Origin of the sequence: Tsukamurella hominis (assembly GCF_965137015.1) — a bacterium.
GTDB lineage: Bacteria > Actinomycetota > Actinomycetes > Mycobacteriales > Mycobacteriaceae > Tsukamurella > Tsukamurella hominis.
The window spans coordinates 384,427-407,509 of the sequence record NZ_CBCRZG010000003.1 but is presented as its reverse complement, the minus strand read 5'-3'; the positions used below and the strand labels follow the sequence as shown (position 1 = coordinate 407,509).

Below are 23,083 nucleotides of genomic sequence, written 5' to 3'. Positions count from 1 at the left end.
GGCGGGGACGGGGCGGCGGCTCTCGGGCATGGCTCTCCTCGGACGGTCTCGAAACCGGTTACATCAGCAAGATAGGTGGATCCGAACCTTTGATGTAGCGTTTCGCGTCAGAAAATGAGAACGTGTTCTAGTATCGATTCCAACGGCGGACTTCGGGGTTCGCCAGAGGGTCTTCAGGAGGCGAGGAAAGATGAGCGATCAGAGCGTCGACGCGGTGCTGGCTGAGGTGGCGGAGCTGTTGCCCACCCTCCGGGACCGGGCGCAGGAGACGGAGGACGCGCGCCGGATCCCGGCCGAGTCCATCAAGGCGCTGCAGCAGAGCGGCTTCTTCCGCCTGCTGCAGCCGAAGCGCTACGGCGGTTTCGAGGCCGATCCGGTGGCGTTCTACACCGCGGTCAAGATGCTGGCGAGCGCCTGCGGTTCCACCGGCTGGGTCTCCTCGATCCTCGGCATCCACCCGTGGAACGTGGCTCTGTTCGACGACCGCGCGCAGCAGGAGGTGTGGGGCGAGGACCAGGACACGCTGATCTCCTCGTCGTACGCCCCGATGGGCAAGTCGGAGATCGTCGAGGGCGGTTACCGCCTGTCGGGCAAGTGGAGCTTCTCCTCCGGCTGCGACCACGGCACCTGGGCGCTGCTCGGCGGGCCCGCGTTCAAGGACGGCAAGCCCGTCGACTTCCTGACCTACCTCGTGCCGATCAGCGACTACACGATCAACGACGTGTGGCGCACCGTCGGCCTCCGCGGCACCGGCAGCAACGACATCGTGGTGGACGACGTCTTCGTCCCCGAGCACCGCGCCCTCAGCTTCCAGCTGGTCAGCAAGTGCAAGGGCCCGGGCCAGGAGGTCAACACCAGCCCGCTCTACAAGCTGCCCTTCGGCTCGGTGCATCCGTCCACGATCACCGCCCCGATCATCGGCATGGCGCAGGGCGCCTACGACGCGCACGTCGAGCACCAGCGCAAGCGCGTGCGCGCCGCCTACGCGGGCGAGTCCGCGAAGGAGGACCCGTTCGCCATGGTCCGCGTGGCCGAGGCGGGCAGCGAGATCGACGCGGCGTGGCTCCAGCTGATCTCCAACATCAACGAGGAGTACGCGCTGGTCAAGGCCGGCGAGAAGATCCCGTTCAACCTGCGTCTCAAGGTCCGTCGCGATCAGGTGCGCGGCACCGAGCGGGCGATCTTCGCCGTGGACCGCATGTTCGAGAACTCGGGCGGTCGCGCGCTGGCCGAGGGCACGCCGATCCAGCGGTTCTGGCGCGACGCCCACGCCGGCCGCGTGCACGCCGCGAACGATCCCGAGCGCGCCTACAAGATGTTCGGCACCGGCGAGTTCGGCCTGCCCGTCATGGACGGGATGGTCTAGGCATGCCGGACACGGACGTGGACGTCCTCAAGGAGGGGAAGTTCGCCACCACGGCGGCCGGCCTCACACTGCACTATCACGAGGCCGGCGAGGAGAACCGCGCCAACGGCACCGTCGTGCTGCTGCACGGCAGCGGCCCCGGCGTTTCCTCGTGGAGCAACTTCGGGCGCAACATCCCGGTGTTGGCGCAGCGCTTCCACGTGCTCGCCGTCGACCAGCCGGGCTTCGGCCGGTCCGACAAGCCGACCGAGCACCCGCAGTACTTCGTGCACAGCGCGACGGCGCTCGCCGGCCTGCTCGATGCGCTCGGCATCACGGGACGAGTGCACCTGGTGGGGAATTCGCTCGGCGGCGGCACCTCGGTGCGGTTCGCCCTCGACTTCCCGGAGCGGGCGGGGCGGCTCGTGCTCATGGGCCCGGGCGGCCTCAGCGTGAACACCTTCGCGCCGGACCCCACCGAGGGCCTGCGCACCCTGCAGAAGTTCTACGCCGCGCCCAGCAAGGAGCGGCTCGAGGACTTCCTGCGGATCATGGTCTTCGACCAGAAGATGATCACGCCCGAGCTCGTCGAGGAGCGCTTCGAGCTCGCGCTCGACCCCGAGGCGATCGCCGCGTTCAAGGCCATGGGCAAGTCCTTCGCGTCCGCGGACTACGAGAAGGGCATGCTCTGGCGCGACGCCTACAAGCTGCGCCAGCCCGTGCTCATGATCTGGGGCCGCGAGGACCGGGTCAATCCGCTCGACGGTGCCCTGCTCGCGCTCAAGCAGATCCCGCGCGCCCAGCTGCACGTCTTCGGGCAGTGCGGCCACTGGGCGCAGCTCGAGAAGTTCGACGAGTTCAACCGGCTCACGGCCGATTTCCTGGCCGGCTGACAAGGAGAAGCACGTACATGGCGATCAAGGCGCTCGGGTACATGCGCATCGAGGCCACCGACGTGGCGGCCTGGCGCGAGTACGGGCTGAAGGTGCTCGGGATGATGGAGGGGACGGGCAACGACCCCGATTCCCTCTACCTGCGCATGGACGATTTCGCTGCCCGCCTGGTGATCGTGCCCGGCGAGAAGGACCGCCTCCTGGTCTCGGGCTGGGAGGTCACCGACGCCCTCGGCCTGCAGGAGCTCCGCGACACCCTCACCGCCGCGGGCGTCGCCTTCGAGGAGGGCACCAAGGACGAGAAGGCCGAGCGCCGTGTCGAAGGCCTGATCCGGTTCCAGGACCCGGCGGGCAACACGCTCGAGGCCTTCCACGGGGCGCAGTACCTGGGTCGGCGGTTCGTCAGCCCGTACGGCCACAGGTTCGTCACCGGCGAACAGGGGCTCGGCCACGTCGTGCTCACCTGCACGGACGACGCGGCTGCGCAGGAGTTCTACCAGGGCGTGCTCGGCTTCCGGCTCCGCGACTCGATGCGCCTGCCCCCGCAGATGGTGGGGCGCCCCGCGGACGGAGACCCGGCGTGGCTGCGGTTCTACGGCTGCAACCCGCGCCACCACGCGCTCGCCTTCCTGCCACTGCCCAACCCGACGGGGATCGTCCACCTCATGGTGGAGGTGGAGAACTCCGACGACGTCGGCCTCGCCCTCGACCGCGCGAACCGCAAGAAGGTCAAGATGTCCGCCACCCTCGGCCGGCACATCAACGACAAGATGTTGTCCTTCTACATGAAGACGCCGGGCGGCTTCGACATCGAGTTCGGCTGCGAGGGACTCGAAGTCGAGAACGACGACTGGATCGCGCGGGAGTCGACCGCGGTCAGCCTCTGGGGCCATGACTTCTCCATCGGCTTCAAGGAGCAGTGATGACCGCCCCCGTGATAGAACCGCTCGACTACCGCACCGCGATGGGGCATTTCTGCACCGGCGTCACGGTGATCACCGCCGCGGACGAGGAGGGGCCCGTGGGCTTCGCCTGCCAGTCCTTCTCGGCGCTGTCCCTCGATCCGCCCCTGGTCCTGTTCTGCCCCATGAAGACGTCGGGCGCTTGGCGCACCATCGAGCGCACCGGGCGGTTCGCCGTCAACGTGCTCGGCGAGGGCCAGCAGGACGTCAGCTCGGTCTTCGGCTCGCGGCACCCGGACAAGTTCGGTGCGGTCGCGTGGAAGCCCTCGCGCACCGGTTCGCCGCTGCTCGACGGTGCGCTCAGCTGGATCGACTGCGCCGTCGAGACGGTGCACGACGGCGGCGATCACCACATCGTGATCGGCCGGGTGCTCGAGCTCAGCGCGCCGAACGCCGGGCGGCCGCTGCTCTTCTACAAGGGCCGGTACACGCAGACCGTGACCGATCCCGGCGAGGCCCTCCCGCGCACCCTGTCGCTGGACTCGTTCCTCACCTGGCCCGTCGGCGACGACTGGATCTGAACCGAACCCGCCGTGGCGCAGTGCCCTTCCTGGTAGTCAGGAAGGGCACTGGCGTTCGTACGAGGAGATGACATGACGGAGCGGATCACCGCGCTCGACCTGCCCGCGGGCGAGCTGAGCGAGGGCACGCGGACGTACTTCGAGATCTGCCGCGAGAAGCTCGGCATGGTGCCGAACGTCCTGCAGTCGCTGACCTTCGACGAGGCCAAGCTGCGCGCCTTCAGCGACACCTACAACGACCTCATGCTCGGCGATTCGGGCCTGAGCAAGCTCGAGCGCGAGATGATCGCCGTGGTCGTGTCCTCGGTGAACAAGTGCTTCTACTGCCTCACCGCGCACGGCGCCGCGGTGCGGGAGCTGTCGGGCGACCCGGTCCTCGGCGAGATGCTGGTGATGAACTTCCGCGCCGCGGAGCTGCCGCCGAAGCAACGGGCCATGCTCGAGTTCGCGGAGAAGCTCACGGAATTCCCGTCGAAGATGGACGAGCCCGACCGGCAGCGGCTCCGCGATGCCGGGTTCACCGACCGCGACGTCTACGACATCGCCAACACCGCGGCCTTCTTCAACATGACCAACCGGCTCGCCTCGGCGATCGACATGCGGCCGAACCCGGAGTACCACTCCGCCGCACGGTGACTCAGTCGGCGGGCAGCGCAGCGCTGAAGTAGCCGATCGTGTCGGCCATGAGCGACGCGTCCGCGGGGACGGTGTCCTGCACGCCGTAGCTGCGGCCCAGTTCCACCGGGTTCCCCGCCCGGGTGACGGTCCACCCCTGCGCGGTGAGGAATTCGGCCGGATCGGAACGGTCCTCGTCGGCGACGAACAGCGAGGTCACGTCGAAGTCGCCGAGAGGATTCCCCTTCTGCGAGTACTTCTCCGTGATCGCGCGGAAGCCGTCGAGGTCGAGCGGTCCGTTCTGGCCTTCCACGGCGACCCGGCTCCCCGGCGCGGAGAGTTCGACGATCCGCTCGAAGAGTAATACCTGCGCTGCGGCGGGCAGATAGGGGAGCAGGCCCTCGACCAGCCAGGCGGTGGGTACCGCACCGTCGAACCCGGAGGACTGCAGCGCGGCCGGCCAGTCGTCGCGCAGGTCGACGGGGACGTGGCGGAGCTCCGCCGCGGGCGCCGCGCCGCGCTCGGCGAGCGTCGACTCCTTGAACGCCAGGACCTCCGGCTGGTCGAGCTCGTAGACGACGGTGCCGGCGGGCAGGTCGAGCCGGTAGGCGCGGGAGTCCAGTCCCGCCGCGAGGATGACGATCTGCCGCACGCCCGCCGCGACCGCGGCCGCCACGAAGTCGTCGAAGTAGCGGGTGCGCACGCCGAGGTGGCGGGTCGCGGCCATCGGATTGCCCGCGCCGTCACCGGCATCGGCCAGAGCGATGGCACGGGGATCGCCCGCGGCCTCGAGGAAGACCCGCGCGTACGGGTCGCGCGCGAGCGCGTCGGCGCGCTCGGTCTCCACGGCCCGCGCCGCGGCGACCAGCAGGGCCGTGAAGCCCACGCTGGTCGTGATGGTCCAGGTGTCGCCGTCCGCGCGCGTGGTGTCCGCCATCCGCGTTTCCTTTCGCAAGTAGTTCGTCTACGAAAGTACCTTGCGGCCGAAGGTCCGGCAAGAACATGTTTCAGGAATGCGTCAGCTCCCGGCGGGCCAGGTGGTACGCCGGGTCGCCGAACAGCTGCGACGAGGAGTGCGCGCGCTTGAAGTACAGGTGCGCGTCGTGCTCCCAGGTGATGCCGATCCCGCCGTGTAGCTGGATCATCTCGGCCGCGACGGCGCTGAACGCCTCGGAGCAGTAGGCCTTCGCTGTCGCGACTGCGAGGGCCGCGTCCTCGTCGCCGCGGTCGAGGGCCTCGCCCGCCGCGAGGGCCGCGGACCGGGCCGACTCGACGAGGACGAACATGTCCGCCATCCGGTGCTTGAGGGCCTGGAAGGAGCCGATCGGCCGGCCGAACTGCACGCGGGAGCCCGCGTACTCGACGGTGACGGCCAGCGCCTGTGCCGCCGCGCCGGCCTGCTCGGCCGCGAGGACCGCGCACGCGACGTCGAGCGCGCGGTCCAGCGCGGCGCGCGCGTCGTCTCGGAGGAGGCGGGCGGGCACCCCGTCGAGGGCGACCTCCGCGAACCTCCGCGTCGGGTCCATCGACGGGGTGTGCCTGCGGGCCGCCGCGGCGCCGTCGACGAGGTACAGCTCGTCGCCCGCGACGATGAGAAGATCGTCGGCGAGGTCACCGTCGAGGACGAATCGCGCTGTCCCGGAGAGCCTCCCGTCGGTCGCGATGATCGGGCGCGCGGCGAAGTCGTCGCCGGCGAAGGCGACGGCGGCGATCCGCGCGCCGCTCGCGAGGCCGGCCAGCAGCTCGGCCTCGTCGGTGTCGGCGAGCAGCGCCGTCGCGAGCACCGCGGAGCCCAGGAAGGGCGAAGGGACCAGGTGTCGTCCCAACTCCTCCGCCACCGTCTGCAGTGCGCACACCCCCGCGCCGAGGCCGTCGTGCGCCTCGGGGACCGCCAGCGCGGCGACGCCGACCTGCTCGCACAGCACCGACCACAGGCCGCGGTCGTAGCCCTCGGCGGAATCGATCGCGGTGCGCAGCCCCGCCGGCGACCACCGCCGGTCGATGACGCTGCGGACCGCGGCCGCCAGATCGTCCAGTTCCGAGCTCATCGCGCCGCCTTCCGGACCGCGTCGAGCACCGTCGCTCGGTGCTCGGCCTGGGTTCCCCACGCCGACTGCAGGGCCCGGACCTTGGTGATCCACAGGCCGAGGTCGTACTCCGCGGTGTAGCCGATCGCGCCGTGCACCTGGAGCGCGGTCCGCGCGGCCAGGTAGGCGGCGTCCGCGGCGGCCACCCGCGCCGCCGCGACGTCGCGCGCGGGATCGAGATCGACGCCGCGGGAGGCGTTGCCCGACAGCGCCACAGCGGCGCCGCTCAGGAGCGGCGCCGCCAGCTCGAGCCGCGTCGCCACGTCGGCGAGGAGGTGCTTGATCGCCTGGTACTCGCCGATCGCCTTGCCGTACTGGGCGCGGGCCTTCGCGTACTCGACGGTGTCGTCCAGCAGCCGTCGCCCGGCGCCGAGCAGCTGCGCCGCCACCGCGAACGCCCCGGCCACCTCTGCCGATTGAACGACGTTCTGGAGATTGCGACCTGCGGTTTCTCCCTCCAGAACGTCGTTCAATTCCGTGGGGAAGAGGCGCCGGGTCCGGTCGACCGAGCCCAGAGGGGCGGTCGACGGGGCCTTCACCTCCGCGACGGCACCGTCGGGCCCGACGACGAAGCGGAGGTCGGCGACGTCGGCGTCGAGCAGGAACGGGGTGCGCGGCGCGAGGGCGACGGTGCCGATCGCACCGTCCGCGAGGGAACGGAGGTGCCCGGGGTCGCTGAGCAGCGCGGGCAGCACTGCGATGGACTCGACGATCGGTCCGGGCACGCCGTGATACCCCAAGGCCTGGAAGGCGACGGCGAGGTCGACGGGGTCGCCGCCGACGCCGCCGTGCTCCTCCGGGATCGCGAGGCCGGTCACGCCGAGGTCGGCGAGCGCCGCCCAGACCTTCCGGCCGGGCCCGCTGTCGCCGCCGGCCCACGCGCGGGCCGCGGCCACCACGCCGACCCGCGAGAGCAGATCGTCGAGCGACTCCGCGAAGGCCTCGTTCTCCTGCGACGGTGCGAATCTCATCGGGCTCCCCGAGGTAGGCCGAGGAGACGCTCGGCGATGGTGTTGCGCTGGATCTGGTCGGTGCCGCCGTAGATGGGGCCCGCCAGCGAGAACAGGTAGCCGGCCGGCCAGCGACCCTCGTCGGGAGCGGATTCGCCGGTGAGTTCGCCGCGCGGGCCGAGCAGGTCGAGGGCGGTCTCGTGGAGCGCCACGTCCAGGTGGCTCCAGAACAGCTTGTTCACACTCGATTCCGGGCCGAGCTCGCCGCCGTCCTGCAGGCGGGTCACGGTGCCGAAGGTGTACAGCTGGTACGCGCGCGCCCCGATCCAGGCGTCGGCGACGCGCTGAGCGTCGGCGCTGGAAGTGTCGCCGTCCTCGCGCTCCCACAGGTCGACGAGGGCGTCGGCGGCCGAGAGGAAGCGGCCAGGGCTGCGCAGTGAGAGACCGCGCTCGTTGTTGGCCGTCGTCATCGCGACGCGCCAGCCCTGGCCGGGCTCGCCGATCACGTCGGCGTCGGGCACGAAGACCTCGTCGAGGAAGATCTCCGCGAAGCCGGGCTCGCCGTCGAGCTGGGGAATCGGACGCACGGTCACTCCCGGCGCACGCAGGTCGAACATCAGGTAGGTCAAGCCGCGGTGGCGCTCCGACCCGGGCTCACTGCGGAACAGGCCGAAGGCACCGTCGGCGAAGGCGGCGCGGGAGCTCCACGTCTTCTGACCCGAGAGCGTCCAGCCCCCGTCGACGCGCGTCGCGGTCGAGCGCAGCGAGGCGATGTCGCTGCCCGCCTCCGGCTCCGACCAGGCCTGCGCCCACACCCGCTCCGAGCGGGCCATCGCGGGAAGGATCCGGGCGCGCTGCTCGTCGGTGCCGTGACTGAACAGGGTGGGCGCCAGCATGAACAGGCCGTTCTGGTTCACCCGCAGCGGTGCACCCGCGGCGTAGTACTCCTCCTCGAAGATCACCCACTGCAGCATCGTCGCGTCGCGCCCGCCGAACTCGGCCGGCCAGGAGACCGCGGCCAGCCCGGCGTCGGCGAGCTTCGCCTCCCACGCGCGATGCGCGGCGAAGCCCTCGGCGGTGTCGAACGAGGAGAGGGGCTCGGCCGGCACGTTCGCGGCGAGCCAGGCGCGCACCTCGTCGCGGAACGCGACGTCGGCGTCGTCGAACTCGAGGTCCACTACTCGGCCTTCCGCGCGGAGTCGCCGGTCGCGCTGCGCGCCCCGGACGCCATCGATTTGGCGCTCTGCCCGCCGAGGGAATCGCCGCCCGAGACCTCCGCGTTGTGCGCGTGCGCGAAGTGGTGCAGGCCGAACACCGAGTCCATGCCGGCGCGCATGCCCATGAGGTCCTCGCACTGGTTGACGGCCTTCTTCGTCAGTGCCAGGCCGAAACTCGGCATGTCCGCGATCCGCTCGGCGAGCGCGAGCGTCTCCTCCTCGAGCTCGCTGCGGGGCACGACGCGGTTGACCATGCCCCATTCCTTGGCCTGCTGCGCCGTGAAGCGGTCACCCGTGAACAGGAACTCCTTGGCGGCGCGCGGGCCCATGACCCACGGGTGCGCGAAGTACTCGACGCCGGGGATGCCCATGCGCACCACCGGATCCGAGAAGAAGGCGTCGTCGGAGGCGACGATGAGGTCGCAGCTCCACGCCAGCATCAGCGCGCCCGCGATGCAGGCGCCCTGCACCGAGGCGATCACGGGCTTCGGGATCTCGCGCCAGCGCCGGCACATGCCGAGGTACACCTCGGACTCGCGGGCGAAGCGCTGGTCGCCGCCCTCGCGGCCCACGTGATCCCACCAGAGCACGGCCTTGTTCTCGAAGTGCTGGTCGACGTCGCGGCCCGGCGTGCCGATGTCGTGGCCGGCGGAGAAGTGCTTCCCGTTGCCCGCCAGCACGATCACCTTGACCGCCGGGTCCTCCACCGCGCGCACGAAGGCGGCGTCGAGCGCGTAGGTCATGGCCGAGTTCTGCGCGTTGCGGTATTCGGGACGGTTCAGGGTGACCACGGCGACGGGGCCGCGCACCTCGTAGGTCACCACCTCCGCCTCGGTGTTCGCGTCGGGGGCGGGCGTGCTGTCGGTCATCGCTTCTCTCCTGCTGCAGGGTCGGGCTCGCCACGCAGGACGCGTTTGAGCACCTTTCCGGTCGCGTTGCGCGGCAGCTCGCTCACGAACTCCACGCTGCGGGGGACTTTGAAGTTGGCCAGGAACTCCCGGCAGTGCTCGATCACGGCGTCCTCGGTCAGCTCGCGTCCGGCGGTGAGCACGACGAAGGCCTTGCCGACCTCGCCGAGGCGCGGCTCGGGGACGCCGACCACGGCGCTCTCGGCGACGCCGGGGATCCGGGCGATCACCTGCTCGATCTCCGCCGGGTAGACGTTGAACCCGCCGTTGGTGAACATGTCCTTGATGCGGTCGGTGATCCGCAGGTTGCCCGCATCGTCCATCGATCCGGCGTCGCCGGTGTGGAACCAGCCGTCGGCGTCGAAGGCCTTGGCCGTCGCCTCGGGATCCTCGAAGTACTCGGCGATCACGTTGGGGCCGCGCACCAGGATCTCCCCGTCGTCCGCGATCCGCACCTCCATGTCGCGCACCGCCCGGCCGGAGGTCGTGGCGATCACCTCGGGGGCGTCGTCCGCCCGGCACATCGTGACGACGGGGGCCTCCGAGAGGCCGTACGCGGTGAGCACGCGCTCGTACAGCTCGGCGCGCATGCGCTCGATCAGGACGACGGGAATGGTGGCCGCGCCCGTGGTCGCGGCACGCAGGCTCGACAGGTCGTACCGCCCGCGGTCCGGGTGGTCGAGCAGCATCTGGTGCACGGTCGGCACGCCGGGGAGGACCGAGATCCGCTCCCGTTGAATGAGGTCGAACGCGACCAGGACGTCGAAGGTCTGCGCGGGGTGGATCGTCGCACCGGATTGGAGCGCGGCGAGCACCCCCGCCTTGTACCCGAAGATGTGGAAGAAGGGGCTCAGGATCAGGTAGCGGTCCGCGTCGGTGACGCCCACGAGTTCGGCCCAATTCGCGGCGTTCGCCAAGGTCTGAGCGTGGGTGCTCATCGCGCCCTTGCTCCGGCCGGAGGTGCCGGAGGTGAAGAAGATGTCCGACGGGTCGTCGGGTGTCACCGCAGCGGCGGCACCGTCGAGCTCGGCATCGGTGATCCGTGCGCCGCGCGCCGGGACCCCGTCCCACTCCGGAAGGCGGAGGACCGAGGCGATGTCCGCGGGGAGGCCGCCGGCGGTCTCGAGGACGAGCTCGAGCCGGTCGACGCCGAGGAACGGGCCGGCCACCACGAAGGCCCGGGCGCGGGTGCGCACGAGCAGGTCGACGATCTCCGGCCCGGTGTACCGGGTGTTGACGGGGACAAGTACCGCGCCGATGTACGCGGCGCCGAGTGCGGCCTCGATCCACTCGTGTCCGTTCGGCGCGCAGACGGCGACGCGGTCGCCCCGTCGGATCCCCTCCGCGAGGAACGCCCGGGCGACGTCGCGGGCACGACCGTGCAGATCCGCGTAGCTGATCCGCAGGTCGCCGTCAACCACGGCGGTGTGCTCGCCGAACCGCTCCGCGGCGTCGCGCAGCGCCGCTGCGATGGTGCGTGACATGCGCAAACCCTTCTGCCTAGCAAGTGCTTGGTAGAACACGTTACAGTGCGAGTCGAGTCTGTGTAACCTGATTCCACCAAGCAATTGCTTGGTGGATGGCGAAGGGAGTGCCGTGGCCACGGCGAGCGGCGAGACGGACGCGGAATTCCGGGCGCGGATCCGCGACTGGCTCGCGACCAACCTGTCCGGCGAGTTCGCCGGACTCCGCGGCGCGGGCGGCCCGGGGCGCGAGCACGAGTTCTTCGACGAGCGCATCGCCTGGGAACGCCACCTGGCCGCCGCCGGGCTGAACTGCATCGGCTGGCCGGCCGAGAACGGCGGCGGCGGGGCCAGCATCGCGCAGCAGGTGATCTTCCACGAGGAGTACGCCCGGGCGGGGGCGCCCGCCAAGGTCTCGCACCTCGGCCAGGAGCTGCTGGGCCCCACGCTCATCGCCTTCGGCACCGACGAGCAGAAGGCGCGCTTCCTGCCCGCCATCCGCGACGTCCGCGAGCTGTGGTGCCAGGGCTACTCCGAGCCCGGCGCCGGCTCCGACCTCGCCAACGTCAGCACCACCGCGCGCCTAGAGGGCGACGAATGGGTCGTCTCCGGACAGAAGGTCTGGACCTCCCTCGCACACGTCGCCGACTGGTGCTTCGTGGTCGCCCGCACCGAGCCCGGCTCCGCCCGGCACAAGGGCCTGTCCTACCTGCTCGTCCCCATGGACCAGCCCGGCGTCGAGGTCCGGCCGATCGTCCAGCTCACCGGCACCTCGGAGTTCAACGAAGTCTTCTTCGACGGTGCCCGCACCGCCGCCGCCAACGTGGTCGGCGAGCCCGGCCAGGGCTGGCGCGTCGCCATGGGGACGCTCGCCTTCGAGCGCGGCGTCGCCACCCTCGGTCAGCAGATCGGCTTCCGGCGCGAACTGCAGGCCCTCACCGACCTGGCCCTCGACACCGGCGCGGCCGACCGCCCCGAGGTGGCCGACGCCCTGCGCCGGGCCTGGACCGACCTCGACGTGATGCGGGCGCACGCCCTCCGAACCCTCGGCTCCGCCGAGACCGGCACCGCCGAGGTCGCGAAGCTGTTGTGGGCCAATTGGCACCGCCGGCTCGGCGAGATCGCGATGACAGTGCGCGGGGCCGCCGGGATGCTCGCGGACCCCGAGTTGGACGACTGGCAGCGCCTCTACCTGTTCACCCGAGCCGACACGATCTACGGCGGCTCCAACGAGATCCAGCGCAACATCATCGCCGAGCGCGTGCTCGGCCTGCCGAGAGAGGCCCGCCCGTGAGCGCCATCCCCGCACCTCCGTACCCCCAGGGACGCAACCTCGTCGAGGACAAGGTCGTCGTCGTCACCGCGGCCGCAGGCACCGGCATCGGCTCGGCGACCGCGCGGCGCTGCCTCGAGGAGGGCGCCCGCGTGGTGATCTCCGACTGGCACGAGCGCCGCCTGGGCGAGAAGCGCGACGAGCTCGCCGCCGAGTTCGGTGACCGCGTGCACGCGATCACCTGCGATGTCACCGTCGAGGAGCAGGTGCAGGCCCTGCTCGACGGCGCTGCCGAGCACTACGGCCGGATCGACGTGCTGGTCAACAACGCCGGCCTCGGCGGCAGCGTCGCCGTGCAGGACATGACCGACGAGCAGTGGTCCCGCGTGCTCGACGTGACCCTCACGGGGACCTTCCGCGCCACCCGCGCCGCCATCAACCGGTTCATCGCGCAGGGCGGGGGCGGGGTCATCGTCAACAACGCCTCCGTGATCGGCTGGCGCGCGCAGGCCGAGCAGGCGCACTACGCCGCCGCGAAGGCGGGCGTGATGGCGCTGACCCGCTGCTCCGCGGTCGACGCGGCGCCGCACGGCGTCCGGATCAACGCCGTCTCGCCCAGCATCGCGATGCACGCCTTCCTCGCGAAGGTCACCTCCGACGAGCTGCTCGACGAGCTCTCGCGCCGCGAGGTCTTCGGGCGCGCCGCCGAGCCCTGGGAGGTCGCGAACGTGATCGTGTTCCTCGCCTCCGATTACAGTTCCTATATGACCGGCGAGGTGGTCTCGGTGAGCAGTCAGCATGCGTAGATCAGTGCCGTCCCTCCATGACCGCGAGGTGGTCTCGGTGACCAGTCAATATGCCTAAGCCGGACCCTTCCGCGCGCCGCGCGGAGGTCCTGGCCCTGAGCGCGAAGCTGTTCGCGGAGAACGGCTACCGCGCGACGACCGTGCGCGACATCGCCGATGCCGCGGGCATCCTCTCGGGGAGCCTGTACCACCACTTCGACTCCAAGGAGTCGATGCTCGACGAGATCCTCCGGGACTTCCTCGACCGCCTCTTCGGCGAGTACCGCGCGGTGCTGGCGACCACCGTGGCCCCGCGGGACCAGCTGCGCGGCTGCGTCATCGCCTCCTTCGCGGCGATCGACGCGAGTCCCGACGCCGTGGCGATCTACCAGGCCGAGGCGCGCGGCCTCGCGCAGCAGGAGCGCTTCGCCTACATCGCCGACTTCCTGCAGGAGTTCCGCTCCATGTGGCGCGGCATCATCACGCGTGGTATCGAATCCGGCGACTTCCGAGCGGATCTCGACGTCGACGTCACCTACCGCTTCCTCCGCGACACCGTCTGGGTCGCGGTCCGCTGGTACCGGCCCGGCGGGCAACTGCCCGTCGGAACGGTCGCCGACCAGTACCTCACGATCCTCGAACACGGGATCGCCAGCCCCGAGAAGGAGCAGCCATGACCGACCTCGCCCCCGGCGCCTACATCCTCGACGCGGTACGCACCCCGTCCGGCAAGCGCGGCGGTTCGTTGTCGACGGTGCATTCCGCCGACCTCGGCGCGCACGTCCTGCGCGCCTCCGTCCTGCGTTCCGGCGTCGACCCGGAGCTCGTCGACGACGTGATCATGGGCTGCTGCGACACCATCGGCCCGCAGTCCGGCAACATCGCCCGCACGTCCTGGCTCGCCGCCGGACTGCCCGAGCACGTGCCCGGGGTCACCGTCGACCGGCAGTGCGGATCGAGCCAGCAGTCGGTCCACTTCGCGGCGCAGGCGATCCTGTCCGGGACCGCGGACGCGGTGGTCGCCGCCGGCGTGCAGAACATGAGCGCGGTCCCGATCAGCGCGGCCATGCTCGCCGGCCGCGAGTACGGGTTCGACGATCCGTTCTCCGGCTCGGCCGGCTGGCGCGAGCGGTACGGCGACGTCGAGGTCTCCCAATTCACCAGCGCCGACATGATCGCCACGAAGTGGGGCGTCTCCCGCGCCAGGATGGAGGAGTTCGCGCTCGCCAGCCACGAACGGGCGGTCGCGGCCACCGACGCGGGCCGGTTCGAGGCGGAGATCGCCCCGGTCGAGGATTTCGCGATAGACGAGACGCCGCGTCGGGGGACCACGCTGGAGAAGATGGCGGGTCTCGCCCCGCTCGCCGAGGGATCCGCGATCACCGCCGCCGTCGCCAGCCAGATCGCCGACGGCGCGGCCGCGGTCATGGTGGCCTCCGCGGACTTCGTCGAGCGCCACGGGCTGCGGCCGCGGGCGCGTATCCACCACATCTCGGTGCGTGCCGCGGATCCGGTGTGGATGCTCACCGGCCCGATCCCGGCCACACAGTACGCGCTGCAGAAGACGGGGCTCACCGTCGCCGACATCGATCTCTTCGAGTGCAACGAGGCCTTCGCCTCCGTGCCGCTGGCCTGGATGGACGAGCTGGGCATCCCACACGAGAAGGTCAACGTCAACGGAGGCGGCATCGCGTTGGGCCACCCCCTGGGTGCGACCGGTGCCAAGCTGATGACCACGCTGCTGCACGAACTCGAGCGGCGCGGTGGGCGCTATGGCCTGCAGACGATGTGCGAGGGCGGCGGCACCGCGAACGTCACCATCATCGAACGGATCTAGCGCAGCACGTAGCCGAACCCGCGCACGCTGTGAACATGGTGCCAGGCAGGGGTGTCGATCTTCCCGCGCAGGCGTTGGACCGCGTTGTCCACGATCCGCGATTTCCCGTGGAAGCCGTGGCCCCACGCGAGCGTCAGGAGCGATTCGCGTGACTGGGGCACTCCGCGACGCTCGGCGAGGGCGATCAGCAGCCGGAACTCGGTGGTGGTGAGGGCGATCGGCCGTCCGTCCCGCGTGACGGTCTGCCGGCGGACGTCGATGCGGAGCCCACTGGGCTCGACCACGATCTCGGAGCCGGACGCTTCGTGGGTGTCGCAACTGAGAGAGCAGACGGCACCGGCCGTCCGTGAACGGCGCAGGATCGCTCGGAGTCGCGCGTCGATCTCGCGCGCGGAGACGGGCGGCGCGACCACGTCGTCCGCGCCGACGGCGAGGTCGGCGATGGTGTCGACCTCGTCGTGCCGGGAGGCGAGGACCAGTACGGGCACCCCCGTCACGCGCCGGACTTCGCGGCACGCGTCGGTCCCCGTCGCGCCGTCCGCGGCGACGATGACGGCGTCCGTGGCTGCCAGCGCCGGGGCGGGAAGCGGCGACGTCAGCGCCGATTCCGTGACCTGATGCCCGAGTGCGCGAAGGGCGTCACCGCCTCGCCGAGCCCGATCCGCGGGCACCGGCGTGAGGTACAGGATCTGCACTCGAACACCTCCTCATTGAGTGCGGGATAGCAAAGTGACTATACCCATGTTCCCTGTTGTTTCGCGATGGTGTGGTGCTAGCGAGTGATCGTCCGAGGTCACCGGACCGAGTCGTCGTCGCCCTCTCGGGTGGCGACCAAGTAAGACAGCATTCTCTCAACATCGCCGGATCGTCCCAGCGCATGCATGTTCAGTTCGGATTCGCTCCCCCTGGTGTCGAGTTGGTGAAGATTGCTGCAGAATGGTCGCGTGGTGTCGACTTTTGTCGCAAGCGCCGGCGCGAACAACGATTCGTGTTGGTGAATAGTTCGATGGCGTGCTTCGGTGGGGCATCTCGAACGAGTGGACACGAAGGAGTCGAACAGTGAGACGTTTCAGCGTCGTCGTAGCGGGCGCGGTCACGGTGACCGCGATGATGTCGGCGGCCGCCGCCGGCCAAGCGGCAGCCCAGATCACCCCGCAGAACCCGTCCGGGCCGGTGAAGGGCGCGACCCAGAACCTGAGCTCGCCCGAGGGACTGCGCGCGAAGATCGCCCTGAAGGACCTCAAGGCGAAGCTGTTCCCGCCCCTCGCCGGCGACAACAAGTCGCGCCTCGCGTACGTGGACGGCAAGGCGGAGGCGACGGTCCTGGCGAGCGGCGCGGGCGCCGATGCGGCCTCCGTCGAGGTCGGCTACGTCGTCGCGTGCGGCGTCAAGGACGGCGGTTTCGAGTCGTGGATCGGCAGCAACCAGACCATCGGTGCCGCCGGGGCGCTCGCGGGCAGCATTCCCGCGGCGGGCGCCGCCATCGTGGGAGTCGGCGGATCGCTGGGCCTGACGCAGAACCAGGTCATCAAGACGGCGCCGGGCGCCATCGTCTACCTCCCCGTGGGTACCAAGGACATCGAGAAGCCGAAGGCTGGAGAGTCCTTCGGGGTGCGGTTCGGAGAGAAGAGGGTGAGCATCGAGGGCTGCATCGGCAGCGTCGACGCCGTCGCCTACGCGACGCTCAAGGTCTCGTCCCGGACCTTCGACGATTCCAAGACCGTCTACAGCGAGGTCATGCGCTTCGCCTGATGTCGAGACCGGACCGGCGGCGGGGTCCTCCGCAGAATCCGCCGCCGGCCCGTGTCCCTTCCCCGGCCGCGTCACCGCGGCCGGGCGGGATCAGGCGCGTAGTCGCGCGAGTTCGTCGAGCCGCGACTCCGCGTCCGCGACGATCCGGCTGATGAGGTCGGCCACCGTCGGGAGGTCGTCGATGATCCCGGCCGCCTGGCCCGAGGCGAGGACCCCCGCGTCGGTGTTTCCCTCGACGAGGCCGGCGCGCAACAGCATCGGCGTGTTCGCCGACATCATGAGCTGGCTCCACGAGCGATCACCGCTCTTCTTCATCGCGAGTCCCTCGCCGACGAGGCCCTTCCACGAAACGCCGGTCAGTGCCTGGAAGCGGACGGTGTTGAGGGCGGCGTGTGCGAGCGTCGCGACGCCGTGTGAGCGCTCGAGGGCGTCCACCAGCGCGGTGCGCAGTACTCGGTGCGGCATCCCGTCGACCTTGGTGGTGACCACGGTGTCGCCGAGTCCGCGCTGCAGGTACTCGGCCTTCACGGACTCGGGTACCCGACTGTCGCGGGTGAGCAGGAAGCGGGTGCCCATGGCGACGCCGGAGGCCCCGTAGGCGAGCGCCGCGGCCAGGCCACGGCCGTCGAAGAAGCCGCCGGCGGCGACCACCGGGATGTCCACGGCGTCGAGGACCGATGGCAGGAGCAGCGTGGTGGCGACGCCACCGGTGTGGCCGCCGCCCTCGCCGCCCTGCACGACCAAGGCGTCGGCGCCCCACGAGGCCACCTTCTCCGCATGCCGTGCCGCGCCGACAGACGGGATCACGACTAGCCCGGCATCCTTGAGCTTCGCGATCATGTCCGGCTTCGGGGCGAGCGCGAACGACGCCACCCTGACGCCCTCGCGGATGAGGAGATCCACGCGCTGCTGCGCGTCCTCCGCGTCCGCCCGCAGGTTGACGCCGAAGGGCTTCTCGGTGCGCTCCTTGGTCTTACGGATCGCGGCTTCGAGCTCGGGGTAGGTCATGGTCGCGGACGCGAGGATCCCCAGGCCGCCGGCGTTCGCGGTGGCCGCGGTCAGATGGGCCCCGGAGACCCAGCCCATGCCGGTCTGGACGACGGGGTGCTCGACGCCGACCAGCTCGGTGAACGGGGTCCGCAGCGTCATGCCGGGACCTCCTTGCTGCGCAGGTTCTTCGGGTCCACCACGGTGCGGATCAGGTCGAGCTCCTCGGCGGTGGGCACCCGGGTCTCCGGCACGTCGGAGCCGGCCAGCGCGAAGCCCGTGGCCTCGCGCACCTGGTCCTCCGTGACACCCGGGTGCACCGACAGCAGCGTCATCGCACCGTCGTCACCGAAGCCGAGGACGGCGAGATCGGTGACCACGCGGTGGATGTCGTGGAACCGCGAGGCGGACGGCCCGGCCGCGCGCGCCCGGTCGTAGCCCACTCCGCTGACGACGTCGACCGACTCCACGAAGACGCGCTTCGAGTGCTTCGGGATCCAGTACGAGGTCCGGTTGTTCACCGTGTTGCCGGGGCCGCCGCGCACGCCCAGCAACTGGCGCGACGGTGCCCGGTGCTCGCCGATCGCGGAGATGTTCTGGTTGCCGTACCGGTCGATCTGGCTTGCGCCCATGATGACGTGGCGCTTACCGTTCGGGACCACCACGTCGAGCACCTTCTTGAAGGGCTGCCAGCCCTCGATGCCGGCGGACGGGTTCGCCGCGTCGGCGACGAGGTAGGCCTCGCCGTCGGAGAGCAGAAGGTCGGGGGCGAAGGTCAGGCGTGCGAGGCGCCCGCCCAGAGAGGGGATCAGGCCCATCGGGCTGGCGGTGATCTCGCCGTCGCCGCGGAACAGGTCGGCGATCGCGGTCACGCACACCTCGGCGCGGGTGATGTCGGTCATTTGGTCGTCTCCTCCGCCGCCCACGCGGCCACTTCAGCCTGGTAGTGCGCCTCGTCGCCGGAGAGGAAGCGCTGCTCGAACGCGGCCCACGCGGCGGGATCCTTGGCGCTGGTGGCGTAGTGCCGCTGGAACTTCTCGTCGCGCCCGTAATCGGGGGCGGCGGTGGTGAAGTGCGCGCCGTTCGGCGTCTCCACCACGCCGGCAACGGCGCTGCGGTTGATGAGCAGCGACTGCACGGGCCCGCCGGCCACCAGCTCCTCGGTCGGGACGATCCGCTCGCACGAGACGTAGCAGCGATCGGCGGCCAGCGCGAAGTCGTCGTCGAAGTACGGGTCGGGGCCCAGGTACTGGGCGTTCCCCCGGGCGTCGGCGCGGTTCATGTGCACGAGCGCGGCGTCGAGCCGCAGTGCCGGAACCGCCACCAGCTCTTCGCCGTCGGCGTAGGGGGAGACGATGGTGCGCAGGTCCGGATTGACGTCCATCACCGACGAACCGAGGCCCGCGCGGATCGGCAGGAAGGGCAGGCGCTGCACCGCGGCCTTGAGGCCGGCGGCGAACATCCCCTCGTCCCACTCCGCGACCTCGAACGCGCCGGACTGGCGGGCGCGCGCGAAGTTCGGGTCGATCGGCACGGTGTCGAGGGTGACGAACCCGAACACCAGCTTCCGGATCTTCCCGGCCGCGGCGAGCAGACCCACGTCGGGCCCGCCGTAGGACACCACGGTGAGGTCCTTGAGGTCGGAGCGCAGGATCGCGCGCACCAGGGCCATCGGCTTGCGCCGCGAGCCCCAGCCGCCGATGCCCAGCGTCATGCCGTCCTCGAGTTCGGCGACCACCTGCTCGGCGGTCATGGTCTTGTCGGTCATGCGTTCTCCTGTGCTGCGTCGTCGTTCGCCTCGCCGACCGTGCGGCCGGTGGAGACGAACTCGCGGCGGTGCTCGTCCGAGTAGCCCGCGAGATTGAGTTCGAAGGTGAAGCCCTGCTCGAACCGGTAGCTGGTGTGGACGTTCACCGGGTCGATCCCGTTGATCGCCTCCTTCGCCTTGCGGATCACGCGGGTGTCCTTGGCGGCGATGGCCCGTGCCACCTCGAGGGCGGCGCCGTCGAGCTCGGCGCGGGGCACCACGCGGTACACCGAGCCGAAATGATGCAGCTGCTGGGCGGTGATCGTCCCGGCGGTGAAGTACAGGGTGCGCATCAGGTGTTGCGGCACGAGCCGGGCGAGGTGCGTCGCGGCGCCGAGCGCGCCGCGGTCCACCTCGGGCAGGCCGAAGGTCGCGTCGTCGGAGGCGACCACGACGTCCGCGTTGCCGACGAGGCCGATGCCGCCGCCGAGGCAGAAGCCGTTCACCGCGATGATCACGGGCACCGCGCAGTCGTAGACCGCGGAGAAGGCCGCGGCGCAGCCCTGGTTCGCACCGATGAGGGCGCCGTAGCCGTCGCCGGCGGCCTGCGCCGCGTCGATCTCCTTGATGTCGACGCCGGCGTTGAACCCGCGGCCCTCCGCGCGCACCACCACGACGTGGCACGACGGGTCGCGCCCGGCCTCGGTGATGGCGCTCGCGAGGTCGAACCAGCCCTGCACGGTGAGGGCGTTGACGGGCGGCGCGTCGACGGTGATCGTATGGATCCCGGGCTCGTCGACGGTGGTCGTGATCGGTGAAGGCACACCGACTCCTTCGAGGTAGACAGGTAGAACGTGATCTAAACCTAGCAATTGCTTGGTACGCTACCACCGAAGCCCGGCCGACCGGAATGGGAAGTGGTGAATCTTGTGGCGAACGCACCTGCGGGGCGCGATCTCGGACTCGACGGCGCGGTGGTGCTGGTCACCGGCGGCGTCCGGGGGATCGGCGCGGGCATCGCCCGCGTCTTCCTCCGGCAGGGCGCCACGGTGGTGGTGTGCGCCCGCAGGGAACCCGAGAGCCCGGTCGAGGCCGACGGTGCCGTCGCCGAATTCGTGGCCGCCGACGTCCGCGAGCCCGAGCAGGTCGACGCTCTGATCGCGGGCATCGTCGAGCGGCACGGCCGGCTCGACGTGCTCGTCAACAACGCCGGGGGAGCGCCCTTCTCGGACGCGGCCACGGCGTCGCCCCGGTTCCACGAGAAGGTCGTCGGGCTCAATCTGCTGTCCCCGCTGCTGGTCGCGCAGCGCGCGAACGCGGTGATGCAGGAGGCCGGCGGCGGGGCGATCGTCAACGTCTCGAGCGTCAGCGCCACGCGTCCGTCGCCCGGCACGGCCGCCTACGGGGCGGCGAAGGCCGGTCTCGACTCGCTCACCGCGAGCCTCGCGGTGGAGTGGGCGCCCGCGGTGCGCGTGAACGCGCTCGATGTGGGCATGGTGCGCACCGAGGCCGCCGAGCAGCACTACGGCGACGACGCCGGGATCGCGGCGATCGGCGCAACCGTGCCCCTGGGCCGGCTCGCCGACCCCGAGGAGGTGGGGGCGTGCGCCGCCTTCCTGGCTTCGGCGCTCGCGTCCTACGTCAGCGGCGCGACACTGCTCGTCCACGGCGGCGGCGAACGCCCCGCCTTCCTGGCCGCGGCGAACGCCGAGCGCGACGCGCGGTAGATCCGAACCACGAACGAGGAGAAGAACAATGGCAGGAATCGTCGACGGTCGCGTCGTCATCGTCACCGGCGCGGGCCGCGGCATCGGCCGCGCGCACGCGCTCGCCTACGCCGCGGAGGGCGCGGCCGTGGTGGTCAACGACTACGGCGTCGGGCTCGACGGCGCGGACGCCTCGTCGGGCCCCGCCCAGCAGGTCGTGGATGAGATCCGTGCCGCGGGCGGCCGCGCGATCGCGAACGCCTCCGACGTCGCGGACTGGGACGGCGCGCAGGCGCTGGTGCGCAGCGCGATCGACGAGTTCGGCCGGCTGGACGTGCTGGTGAACAACGCGGGCTTCCTCCGCGACCGGATGCTGGTGAACATGTCCGAGGCGGAGTGGGACGCGGTGACCCGGGTGCACCTCAAGGGGCACTTCGCCATGCTGCGCCACGCGGCGGGCTATTGGCGCGACGAGTCCAAGGCGGGGCGGCAGCCCGATGCCCGAGTCATCAACACCAGCTCCGGCGCCGGCCTGCTCGGCAGCGTGGGCCAGGGCAATTACGCCGCCGCCAAGGCGGGCATCGCCGAGATGACGATCCAGGCCGCCGCTGAGATGGGGCGCTACGGCATCACCGTCAACGCGATCGCGCCCGCCGCGCGCACCCGCATGACCGAGGTGACCTTCGCCGACGACATGGCCGCGCCCGAGGGCGGTTTCGACGCGATGGCGCCCGAGAACATCTCGCCGCTGGTGGTGTGGCTCGGCAGCGTCGAGTCCGCCGATGTCACGGGCCGGGTGTTCGAGGTCGAGGGCGGCAAGGTGTCCGTCGCGCAGGCCTGGCGGCACGGCCCGCAGCGCGACAAGGGCGCCCGCTGGGTGCCGTCGGAGCTGGGTACCGTCGTGCGCGAACTGATCGCCGAGGGGCCGGAGCCGGAGCCCGTGTACGGGGCCTGACCCCGAGACGACGATGCCGGCCGCACGGGGAGGGGATCTCCGTGCGGCCGGCCGCGTCTCGGCGAGGGGAGGTGCCGAGTCTGTGGGGGCTCAGGCCCGGGCGCCGAGGCGGCCGGACTCCGCGAAGAAGCGCACCAGCTCGGTGGCGGTGGTCGCCATCGACCGCGGGGCGTAGCCGAGCTCGTTGCGGGCCTTACTGATATCGACCAGCGGAGAGGCGAAGAGTGGCCCGAGGGCCGCCTTCGAGAGCACGTCCGACCCGAGCCGGGTGTTGATCGGCTCGAGCACGGGCATGATCGCGGCGAGCGCCCCGATCGGCACCGCCACCCGCGGTCCCGACTTCCCTGCGGCCTGCGCCGAGAGCCGCATGGCGTCGATGATCGGCGCGAATTCCCCACCGAGGAGGTAGTTCTCGCCCGTGCGCCCCTTCTCCGCCGCGAGCATGACGCCCGTCGCGACGTCGCGCACGTCGACCAGGTCGAAGCCGGCCTTGGATACGAAGGCGGGCATCCGGCCGCGGGCCGCGGTGTGCGCGAGCCGATTCAGCCGGGAGAGGGCCGCGCCGTGATCGGCCGGGCCCCACACGCCCGTGGGGTTGCAGATGGTGGCGTCGAGGCCGTCGTCGATGACCTTGCGGAGCTCCTGCTCGCCCGCCCACTTGGACCGGTCGTAGACGGGGATCTCGGGTCGCTCGGAGCGCGGCGCGGTCTCGTCGATGACGTCGACGAGGTCCTGATCGAAGGCGTGGATGGAGCTGAGGTGCACCATTTTCCGCACGCCCGCGTCCAGCGCCGCGCGCGCGACCACGCGCACGCCCTCCGTGTTCAGTCGCCACGCGGCCTCGTCCTGCATCCGCAGGGTGATCATGGCGACCAGGTGGTAGACCACCTCCACGCCCTCGAACGCCGCACGCATCTCCGCGGGCTCGAGCACGCTGGCCTGCACCCAGCGCACACCATCCGGGGCGTGCGGCGAGCTGGTGCGGTCGATCGCGACCACCTCGTGCCCCTGCTCGACGAGCTGCTGCAGGAGGTTTCCGCCCACGAATCCGGCCGCGCCGGTGACTGCTACGCGCATCGG

At 70.9% G+C, this 23,083-nt stretch carries 24 protein-coding genes; 12 read left to right on the top strand and 12 right to left on the bottom strand.

The window, feature by feature from the left end; all coding sequences use genetic code 11:
- The first annotated feature begins 190 nt into the window (after window positions 1-190).
- The 5 genes from hsaA to ACM9LD_RS06665 all read left to right on the top strand — a co-directional run bounded on the left by hsaA (window position 191) and on the right by ACM9LD_RS06665 (window position 4,357).
- Window positions 191-1,366, top strand: coding sequence for a 3-hydroxy-9,10-secoandrosta-1,3,5(10)-triene-9,17-dione monooxygenase oxygenase subunit (hsaA, locus tag ACM9LD_RS06685; RefSeq protein ID WP_415675952.1), 1,176 nt, complete (start codon window positions 191-193; stop codon window positions 1,364-1,366).
- 2 nt (window positions 1,367-1,368) lie between these two features.
- Complete coding sequence (hsaD, locus tag ACM9LD_RS06680) at window positions 1,369-2,238, top strand: 4,5:9,10-diseco-3-hydroxy-5,9,17-trioxoandrosta-1(10),2-diene-4-oate hydrolase (protein WP_415675951.1); 870 nt, start codon at window positions 1,369-1,371, stop codon at window positions 2,236-2,238.
- Between the two features lie 17 nt (window positions 2,239-2,255).
- Entirely contained in the window at window positions 2,256-3,161 is a 906-nt protein-coding gene (hsaC, locus tag ACM9LD_RS06675) for an iron-dependent extradiol dioxygenase HsaC (protein WP_415675950.1), read from the top strand.
- On the top strand, window positions 3,161-3,721 hold the full coding sequence (gene hsaB, locus ACM9LD_RS06670; RefSeq protein ID WP_415675949.1) for a 3-hydroxy-9,10-secoandrosta-1,3,5(10)-triene-9,17-dione monooxygenase reductase subunit: 561 nt from the start codon (window positions 3,161-3,163) through the stop codon (window positions 3,719-3,721). Before hsaC ends, hsaB begins: the two co-directional genes overlap by 1 nt.
- Before the next feature lie 72 nt (window positions 3,722-3,793).
- Entirely contained in the window at window positions 3,794-4,357 is a 564-nt protein-coding gene (locus ACM9LD_RS06665) for a peroxidase-related enzyme (RefSeq protein ID WP_415675948.1), read from the top strand.
- A 1-nt stretch (window position 4,358) separates the two neighbouring features.
- Here the strand turns inward: ACM9LD_RS06665 and ACM9LD_RS06660 are convergent, their stop codons facing one another.
- From ACM9LD_RS06660 to ACM9LD_RS06635, 6 genes are all read right to left on the bottom strand, one after another.
- Complete coding sequence (locus tag ACM9LD_RS06660) at window positions 4,359-5,273, bottom strand: SAM-dependent methyltransferase (protein WP_415675947.1); 915 nt, start codon at window positions 5,271-5,273, stop codon at window positions 4,359-4,361.
- A gap of 70 nt (window positions 5,274-5,343) precedes the next feature.
- Window positions 5,344-6,384, bottom strand: coding sequence for an acyl-CoA dehydrogenase family protein (locus ACM9LD_RS06655; protein WP_415675946.1), 1,041 nt, complete (start codon window positions 6,382-6,384; stop codon window positions 5,344-5,346).
- Complete coding sequence (locus tag ACM9LD_RS06650; protein WP_415675945.1) at window positions 6,381-7,394, bottom strand: acyl-CoA dehydrogenase family protein; 1,014 nt, start codon at window positions 7,392-7,394, stop codon at window positions 6,381-6,383. Before ACM9LD_RS06650 ends, ACM9LD_RS06655 begins: the two co-directional genes overlap by 4 nt.
- Window positions 7,391-8,551 carry an acyl-CoA dehydrogenase family protein gene (locus tag ACM9LD_RS06645; RefSeq protein WP_415675944.1) on the bottom strand — a complete coding sequence of 387 codons (1,161 nt, stop codon included), beginning with the start codon at window positions 8,549-8,551 and terminating at the stop codon, window positions 7,391-7,393. Before ACM9LD_RS06645 ends, ACM9LD_RS06650 begins: the two co-directional genes overlap by 4 nt.
- Window positions 8,551-9,459 (bottom strand): enoyl-CoA hydratase, encoded by a 909-nt coding sequence (locus ACM9LD_RS06640; RefSeq protein WP_415675943.1) that lies wholly within the window; start codon window positions 9,457-9,459, stop codon window positions 8,551-8,553. The genes ACM9LD_RS06645 and ACM9LD_RS06640 overlap by 1 nt, the downstream gene beginning before the upstream one ends.
- Window positions 9,456-10,982, bottom strand: coding sequence for a FadD3 family acyl-CoA ligase (locus tag ACM9LD_RS06635; RefSeq protein ID WP_415675942.1), 1,527 nt, complete (start codon window positions 10,980-10,982; stop codon window positions 9,456-9,458). The genes ACM9LD_RS06640 and ACM9LD_RS06635 overlap by 4 nt, the downstream gene beginning before the upstream one ends.
- A gap of 112 nt (window positions 10,983-11,094) precedes the next feature.
- On the opposite strand from ACM9LD_RS06635, the gene ACM9LD_RS06630 reads away from it, so the two are divergent.
- Genes ACM9LD_RS06630 through ACM9LD_RS06615 form a run of 4 tightly spaced genes read left to right on the top strand, consistent with a single transcriptional unit; the run spans window position 11,095 to window position 14,856 of the window.
- Window positions 11,095-12,255: an acyl-CoA dehydrogenase family protein gene (locus tag ACM9LD_RS06630; protein WP_415675941.1), complete on the top strand. Its 1,161-nt coding sequence runs from the start codon at window positions 11,095-11,097 to the stop codon at window positions 12,253-12,255.
- On the top strand, window positions 12,252-13,040 hold the full coding sequence (locus ACM9LD_RS06625; protein WP_415675940.1) for an SDR family oxidoreductase: 789 nt from the start codon (window positions 12,252-12,254) through the stop codon (window positions 13,038-13,040). Before ACM9LD_RS06630 ends, ACM9LD_RS06625 begins: the two co-directional genes overlap by 4 nt.
- 50 nt (window positions 13,041-13,090) lie before the next feature.
- A complete protein-coding gene (locus ACM9LD_RS06620) occupies window positions 13,091-13,696 on the top strand; it encodes a TetR/AcrR family transcriptional regulator (protein ID WP_415675939.1) in 606 nt (201 codons plus the stop codon).
- Entirely contained in the window at window positions 13,693-14,856 is a 1,164-nt protein-coding gene (locus tag ACM9LD_RS06615) for an acetyl-CoA C-acetyltransferase (protein ID WP_415675938.1), read from the top strand. The genes ACM9LD_RS06620 and ACM9LD_RS06615 overlap by 4 nt, the downstream gene beginning before the upstream one ends.
- Here the strand turns inward: ACM9LD_RS06615 and ACM9LD_RS06610 are convergent.
- Window positions 14,853-15,551 carry a response regulator transcription factor gene (locus ACM9LD_RS06610; RefSeq protein WP_415675937.1) on the bottom strand — a complete coding sequence of 233 codons (699 nt, stop codon included), beginning with the start codon at window positions 15,549-15,551 and terminating at the stop codon, window positions 14,853-14,855. The two genes, ACM9LD_RS06615 and ACM9LD_RS06610, sit on opposite strands and share 4 nt — an antisense overlap.
- A 364-nt stretch (window positions 15,552-15,915) precedes the next feature.
- On the opposite strand from ACM9LD_RS06610, the gene ACM9LD_RS06605 reads away from it, so the two are divergent.
- Window positions 15,916-16,608 (top strand): MspA family porin, encoded by a 693-nt coding sequence (locus ACM9LD_RS06605; RefSeq protein WP_415675936.1) that lies wholly within the window; start codon window positions 15,916-15,918, stop codon window positions 16,606-16,608.
- Window positions 16,609-16,698: 90 nt separating this feature from the next.
- On the opposite strand, the gene ACM9LD_RS06600 is transcribed toward ACM9LD_RS06605, so the two are convergent.
- Genes ACM9LD_RS06600 through ACM9LD_RS06585 form a run of 4 tightly spaced genes read right to left on the bottom strand, consistent with a single transcriptional unit; the run spans window position 16,699 to window position 20,166 of the window.
- Window positions 16,699-17,757: an NAD(P)H-dependent flavin oxidoreductase gene (locus tag ACM9LD_RS06600; protein ID WP_415675935.1), complete on the bottom strand. Its 1,059-nt coding sequence runs from the start codon at window positions 17,755-17,757 to the stop codon at window positions 16,699-16,701.
- The gene (locus ACM9LD_RS06595; RefSeq protein WP_415675934.1) at window positions 17,754-18,497 is read right to left on the bottom strand and encodes a CoA-transferase subunit beta; all 744 of its coding nucleotides are present in this window, start codon (window positions 18,495-18,497) and stop codon (window positions 17,754-17,756) included. The genes ACM9LD_RS06600 and ACM9LD_RS06595 overlap by 4 nt, the downstream gene beginning before the upstream one ends.
- A complete protein-coding gene (locus ACM9LD_RS06590) occupies window positions 18,494-19,363 on the bottom strand; it encodes a CoA transferase subunit A (RefSeq protein WP_415675933.1) in 870 nt (289 codons plus the stop codon). The genes ACM9LD_RS06595 and ACM9LD_RS06590 overlap by 4 nt, the downstream gene beginning before the upstream one ends.
- Window positions 19,360-20,166 carry an enoyl-CoA hydratase family protein gene (locus tag ACM9LD_RS06585; RefSeq protein WP_415675932.1) on the bottom strand — a complete coding sequence of 269 codons (807 nt, stop codon included), beginning with the start codon at window positions 20,164-20,166 and terminating at the stop codon, window positions 19,360-19,362. The genes ACM9LD_RS06590 and ACM9LD_RS06585 overlap by 4 nt, the downstream gene beginning before the upstream one ends.
- 105 nt (window positions 20,167-20,271) lie before the next feature.
- Here ACM9LD_RS06585 and ACM9LD_RS06580 point away from each other — a divergent pair, with 105 nt between their 5' ends.
- Entirely contained in the window at window positions 20,272-21,069 is a 798-nt protein-coding gene (locus tag ACM9LD_RS06580) for an SDR family oxidoreductase (protein WP_415675931.1), read from the top strand.
- A gap of 28 nt (window positions 21,070-21,097) precedes the next feature.
- Entirely contained in the window at window positions 21,098-22,003 is a 906-nt protein-coding gene (locus ACM9LD_RS06575; protein WP_415675930.1) for an SDR family oxidoreductase, read from the top strand.
- Window positions 22,004-22,093: 90 nt separating this feature from the next.
- Here the strand turns inward: ACM9LD_RS06575 and ACM9LD_RS06570 are convergent, their stop codons facing one another.
- A complete protein-coding gene (locus ACM9LD_RS06570; RefSeq protein WP_415675929.1) occupies window positions 22,094-23,080 on the bottom strand; it encodes an NAD-dependent epimerase/dehydratase family protein in 987 nt (328 codons plus the stop codon).
- Window positions 23,081-23,083: the final 3 nt, after the last annotated feature.

What these genes read in the sequence shown, in the direction of transcription:
- hsaA (WP_415675952.1), top strand. Translation starts at nt 191, where the DNA reads ATGAGCGATCAGAGCGTCGACGCGGTGCTGGCTGAGGTGGCGGAGCTG.
- hsaD (WP_415675951.1), top strand. Translation starts at nt 1,369, where the DNA reads ATGCCGGACACGGACGTGGACGTCCTCAAGGAGGGGAAGTTCGCCACC.
- hsaC (WP_415675950.1), top strand. Translation starts at nt 2,256, where the DNA reads ATGGCGATCAAGGCGCTCGGGTACATGCGCATCGAGGCCACCGACGTG.
- hsaB (WP_415675949.1), top strand. Translation starts at nt 3,161, where the DNA reads ATGACCGCCCCCGTGATAGAACCGCTCGACTACCGCACCGCGATGGGG.
- ACM9LD_RS06665 (WP_415675948.1), top strand. Translation starts at nt 3,794, where the DNA reads ATGACGGAGCGGATCACCGCGCTCGACCTGCCCGCGGGCGAGCTGAGC.
- ACM9LD_RS06660 (WP_415675947.1), bottom strand. Translation starts at nt 5,273, where the DNA reads ATGGCGGACACCACGCGCGCGGACGGCGACACCTGGACCATCACGACC.
- ACM9LD_RS06655 (WP_415675946.1), bottom strand. Translation starts at nt 6,384, where the DNA reads ATGAGCTCGGAACTGGACGATCTGGCGGCCGCGGTCCGCAGCGTCATC.
- ACM9LD_RS06650 (WP_415675945.1), bottom strand. Translation starts at nt 7,394, where the DNA reads ATGAGATTCGCACCGTCGCAGGAGAACGAGGCCTTCGCGGAGTCGCTC.
- ACM9LD_RS06640 (WP_415675943.1), bottom strand. Translation starts at nt 9,459, where the DNA reads ATGACCGACAGCACGCCCGCCCCCGACGCGAACACCGAGGCGGAGGTG.
- ACM9LD_RS06635 (WP_415675942.1), bottom strand. Translation starts at nt 10,982, where the DNA reads ATGTCACGCACCATCGCAGCGGCGCTGCGCGACGCCGCGGAGCGGTTC.
- ACM9LD_RS06620 (WP_415675939.1), top strand. Translation starts at nt 13,091, where the DNA reads ATGCCTAAGCCGGACCCTTCCGCGCGCCGCGCGGAGGTCCTGGCCCTG.
- ACM9LD_RS06615 (WP_415675938.1), top strand. Translation starts at nt 13,693, where the DNA reads ATGACCGACCTCGCCCCCGGCGCCTACATCCTCGACGCGGTACGCACC.
- ACM9LD_RS06600 (WP_415675935.1), bottom strand. Translation starts at nt 17,757, where the DNA reads ATGACGCTGCGGACCCCGTTCACCGAGCTGGTCGGCGTCGAGCACCCC.
- ACM9LD_RS06595 (WP_415675934.1), bottom strand. Translation starts at nt 18,497, where the DNA reads ATGACCGACATCACCCGCGCCGAGGTGTGCGTGACCGCGATCGCCGAC.
- ACM9LD_RS06590 (WP_415675933.1), bottom strand. Translation starts at nt 19,363, where the DNA reads ATGACCGACAAGACCATGACCGCCGAGCAGGTGGTCGCCGAACTCGAG.
- ACM9LD_RS06575 (WP_415675930.1), top strand. Translation starts at nt 21,098, where the DNA reads ATGGCAGGAATCGTCGACGGTCGCGTCGTCATCGTCACCGGCGCGGGC.
- ACM9LD_RS06570 (WP_415675929.1), bottom strand. Translation starts at nt 23,080, where the DNA reads ATGCGCGTAGCAGTCACCGGCGCGGCCGGATTCGTGGGCGGAAACCTC.